We start from the raw sequence: 4,603 nt of genomic DNA, 5'->3' as shown, positions 1-4,603 counted from the left end.
ATTGCATCTCGCGGCTGGAGGTGATCCCCTTGGAGTAGGCGAACAAGATGATTTTCAGCAGGATGGCGGGGGCATAGGCAAGCCGACCCGTATCGTGGTTGCGGTATTGGGGATGGAAAACCGACAGGTCCAGCTTGTGTTCGATCAGATAGTGCACGGCGTGCTCAAAGGTGCCGGGCTGCAGCTGGTCCTGGTAGTTGATCACCACCATGGCGTTCTGATCATGGTTGTAGGGCTTGAAGCGGGGCATGCTGACCACTCCTAGGCTGTTTTCCCGATCCTACCAAAACGGCGTGGGCTGTGGGCTTTTTCTACAGCCACAACGTCGAAGAAAACAGGATGATAACAGTCGGGGGGAGATCATGCGCTCCAAGCCATCGGCATCAAGGCCACAGCCGTGCACTACCTCATGCCACCCTTATGGTTCACATCCTGGCCGCCCTCGACCAGTTAGGCGCGACGTGATCTCGGCTACCGGCAACCCGACCATTCTCGGTAGCGGCGCGGCGCTCCTGGGTGAAATCATCGTCAGCCGGACCCTCGCGCCCTACCCGGCGCAATCTTCGGCCTGGCCGGCGTCGCCGCCGCCTCGTGGCTATTGCGCGCCCATCCACAGCCGCTGGGTCCCGCCTGAGCGATCTGCCATGCCACGATGGCGGAAACAAGCCAAAGGTAATCACTCTAGCGTTCTGGTGTGAACGCTCTCAGGTACCGACTTGAACACGGAAAGCTGCAAAAAGTCGTCACCTTGAAGCTAATCGTCATTCCTTTTATTGGCGGCCAGACCACTAATTATTGTAAACAAAACACGCACCCACATGATCATAAATAAAAAACCTAGTGAAATAATAGTATAACCATGAATTGCCCCTCTTACTCCAGAAAAATAATCGAAAGCCCCCACTGTACCTGCCCATACATTCCAAACACTCCAAGCACCAAACGGAATAGCCATAGCCGAGAAGACAAAGAAACTTCTCAATAGCTTACTCATTTCCCTCTTCGTGGAAAAAGATATTGTATGCCTCTTCCGGAACAGGCCTTTTAAGATGAAAAAGCACATTGCCGCAGATGCCGTACAAAAAACAAAATCAACTATAGTTATCGGAACTCCCCACTCCACCCTAGCAAGCTCCATAATCATACCAACCAAAAAAACGACCACAATAAAAATAGCAAATATAGCCATATAACGAACCATATAGTTAGAAAACACTGTAACACCAGCGCTACTCCCACAGCGTCGTGCCAAGGGAATAGCCAAGGTTAAAGTAGTGAAAGTCGGTGCTTTAGAACTTGGCGGTCTCAATGACCAAGTGCAACACCTGACCCATTCGGTATGGTATTGCCATGACTCATTGCTATCGCCACCTCACTGCTGAAGACAGAGCCGCCATCATGCTGATGAAGGCTCATCATTCGATTCGAACCATCGCGCGGCAACTGGGACGTGCTCCCAGCACCATCTCACGGGAGCTGGCACGCCACACAGTCAGGCCTGACAAGCCCTATGACGCCAGTCTCGCCGGGTATCGAGCCAGACTGGCACGCCACCGACCTCGCCGTCGATCCAAGCTGCATCTCGAGGGTGAGCTGTTCGAATTGGTGGCCCATCTGCTGCGCAAGTACTGGTCACCGCAGCAGATAGCCAGCACACTGAAAGCTATGTTCCCTGATGATACTGACCACCGGGTCTCACGCGAAGCGATCTATAATGCGCTCTACGTCATGCCTCGCGGCTCGCTCAAGAAGGAGCTGATCGCTTGCCTGCGGCAAGGCAAAGGTAAGCGACGCCCTCGCAGCCGTGGCACGGATCGGCGGCAGCAGATCCCAGATCTGGTCAGCATCCACCTACGGCCTCCAGAGATCGAAGATCGGCTGATGCCAGGTCACTGGGAAGGCGACCTCATCATTGGCGCCAACAATCGCTCTGCCGTCGGCACGCTGGTGGAGCGAACGACGCGCTTGGTGATACTGGCGAAAGTCGATGGCACCACAGCCACGGCGGCCGCCGTCGGCTTCAGTGACAAGCTCAATCAGGTACCCAGGTCACTGCGTCTGTCCATGACGTACGACCAAGGCAGGGAAATGATGAAGCATGCCGAGATCACGCAGAAGACCGGCACCGCCATCTACTTTGCTGACCCTCATAGCCCGTGGCAGCGTGGATCGAATGAAAACACCAACGGGCTATTGCGACAGTACCTGTCGAAGGGCACGGATCTATCGGTCTACAGCCAAGAAGAGCTCGACGAGATCGCCGACTCACTGAATACACGGCCGCGCAAGACACTGGACTGGCGAACGCCGTTGGAGGTCTACGCCGAGGTACTCAAGAAATCGGTCGCCGATCCGAACACCATTCAATAGCGTTGCGCTTGGAACTTGAGACCGCCAACACTCCTCTGCATATTGATCTGTAAAGCGGTAGACAAGAATAGCGGTCTGGTGGGTCATGCTCATAGCAACCGATATTAGAAAAACAAACATACCTCCTCCAACCAGAGCCCTGGATAGCAAGCCCCCCCTACAAATGAAGACAAATAGGCTGAAACCAAACAAATCACAAAGAAGACACAAAACAAAATATTAGCTAAAAAAATATTATAATTGCGCGCTCTAACCTGCCAGCTCATGACGGCAGGCTCATCCGCATGTGTCCATGGTATCTGAGAGATATGGTCCTGTTTAGGTTGCATAAACCACATGTTCGACACTCTCTCTTATGATTCAGGGTTCGCAGGTACTGTTAACGTAACGGTTGAGGACGAGCTCAGGTAGCGATACTCATCGTTGATTTCCACCTCATGCCCGCCGTCGCTAGCCTTCTGCTTGTAAAAGGTAAAGCTCAGCTCGCCGTTGCGATCATGATATACCGCTTCATCGTAACGGATATTCAGCGCAAAAGGCGTGTCCTCATCATAGCGGGTGCCAGGAGAAAACTATTCTCAAGCCATAGCTTTCTATTATCAGTTTAACTTAGGAGTAAATCGTAACGGGACCCTCTTCATATTTAGCATCGGGAAGGTGCTCCTTGAAAAAGACAATACGCTCCTCCAGCTCATGCTTGTGGCAAAAAAGGTATTCAGTACGCGGCCGATAGCGTGAGTTTCTTTTGAATGGCTTATAGGGATACGTCAGTGCAATGATATTACGCTTCCGCCAGACACGGATTTTCTCCGTCTTGCGCCATTCAAATTCATGGTGCTTTTCTTGGCGCCATAAATTATATTGCTTTTCCGAGTTACCCATAGCCAGCGCAGCAATACCCAACCCTACCGGGCCAATAGAAGCAATAATAAAAGCGGGATCAATAAGGATAAGCACTACGACTATCGCCGCACTACCAATGGCTGTCCACTTCATAAGCGGCTTCACGGCATCAGCTTGTGGATTCCATGAAAACACCTCTCCTCGACTCTCTGTGAAGCGATAAACTAGGATTGCCGTCTGATGGGTCATGCTCATCCCAATCAAGATAGTAAAGAAAAGCATCCCCCCCCCGAGAAAAATAGATAAGAGAGTGTTGTTTCCGCCAAAAAGAAATGCCACCCACCCTGCAAGCAAGGCCAAGAAAAAGACAAAAGCAAGCATAACATTAGCAGATTTAACGCTATAATTTCTTGCCCTTATCTGCCAACTAGCAACAACATCATCATCCACACTCTTCCATGGCACTGATGCTTTATAGTCTTCTCTTGGCTGTATAAACCACATCGTACTGGGCTCCTTTACACCTGAGACAATGACAACGGAACTGTAAATATAAGACCAGAGCCCCAACTGTCTCTAGCAACTTTTGCATCTATAATACGCCTGCCTCTGTCTGGATCCTCCTTTTCAAAGAAAAACAAGCTTCTTGACTCTCCCGGGGGAGCCAGTGAAGTATCTATATATGAAACCTTTGATTCAAATGACTGACCACTGGAGTGCTCTGACGAGGGAAGCCACGCTTGCCAAACTCTTAATGCATCATCTTCACTATAGGCCGCTGATTCATGGAGTGATATCTCACTCGGCTGCTCAGCAAAACTATTCGCAGGTACCCAATTACCGCGTGCAGCCAGACCTGGGCCAGAACAGGCTGTGCCCAGGCTCAGCAAGGCCTAGTGTGCACGCCCTTAAGACAAAGTCGCAAAGTGCGAGTGGACTCGAAGTTTAGCCTCTCGATACGGTGCATCAGGCAGCTGCTGACGTATAAAGTCCAGCACCTCATCAAAATTATAATCTCTACAATACACTTTAGAATAGACAGAATAATGTGTACCGTCTTCGTTATGCCATGTGAAACGTAACCCTATGAGGCGCCGCCTTCTCCAGACAACGATATCTTCAGCATGCAGCCAGTCAATCTCATGGTACTGATCATCTCTAACCAACGACTGGTAATTTTTCGACGTTCCCATCAGCGCAGCCATGACACCAATCCCTATCGGGCCGATGCCGGCAATAATAAAACTCGGATTGATGATCGAAGCAATGATCACTGCAATGCCAGATACAATCGCCGTCCACTTCATGACGGGCTTGACGGAATCAATCTGCGGCTTCCACGAAAACACCTCGATACGCTTATCGGTTAAACGATAAACGATAAGGGTGG

At 50.7% G+C, this 4,603-nt stretch carries 4 protein-coding genes and 1 pseudogene; 1 reads left to right on the top strand and 4 read right to left on the bottom strand.

Going from position 1 to position 4,603, the window contains the following annotated elements; translation table 11 throughout:
- Both BLT16_RS20400 and BLT16_RS20770 read right to left on the bottom strand, forming a co-directional pair.
- On the bottom strand, positions 1–250 hold a 250-nt coding region (locus BLT16_RS20400; RefSeq protein WP_143025113.1), incomplete at its 3' end, for a transposase.
- Between the two features lie 504 nt (positions 251–754).
- Positions 755–1,189, bottom strand: a complete 435-nt coding sequence (locus BLT16_RS20770) for a hypothetical protein (protein ID WP_143025112.1) — start codon at positions 1,187–1,189, stop codon at positions 755–757.
- Between the two features lie 161 nt (positions 1,190–1,350).
- On the opposite strand from BLT16_RS20770, the gene BLT16_RS20395 reads away from it, so the two are divergent.
- On the top strand, positions 1,351–2,370 hold the full coding sequence (locus BLT16_RS20395; RefSeq protein ID WP_089660772.1) for an IS30 family transposase: 1,020 nt from the start codon (positions 1,351–1,353) through the stop codon (positions 2,368–2,370).
- Positions 2,371–2,979: 609 nt separating this feature from the next.
- Here the strand turns inward: BLT16_RS20395 and BLT16_RS20390 are convergent.
- Together BLT16_RS20390 and BLT16_RS20880 are read right to left on the bottom strand one after the other, a co-directional pair.
- A complete protein-coding gene (locus BLT16_RS20390; protein ID WP_089660771.1) occupies positions 2,980–3,717 on the bottom strand; it encodes a sulfite exporter TauE/SafE family protein in 738 nt (245 codons plus the stop codon).
- Positions 3,718–4,121: 404 nt separating this feature from the next.
- Positions 4,122–4,603 (bottom strand): annotated as a pseudogene (locus BLT16_RS20880) (hypothetical protein); the annotation flags it as partial.

Source organism: Franzmannia pantelleriensis (assembly GCF_900102875.1).
Classification (GTDB): Bacteria; Pseudomonadota; Gammaproteobacteria; order Pseudomonadales; family Halomonadaceae; genus Franzmannia; species Franzmannia pantelleriensis.
This window is presented reverse-complemented; position numbering and strand designations above follow the sequence as displayed.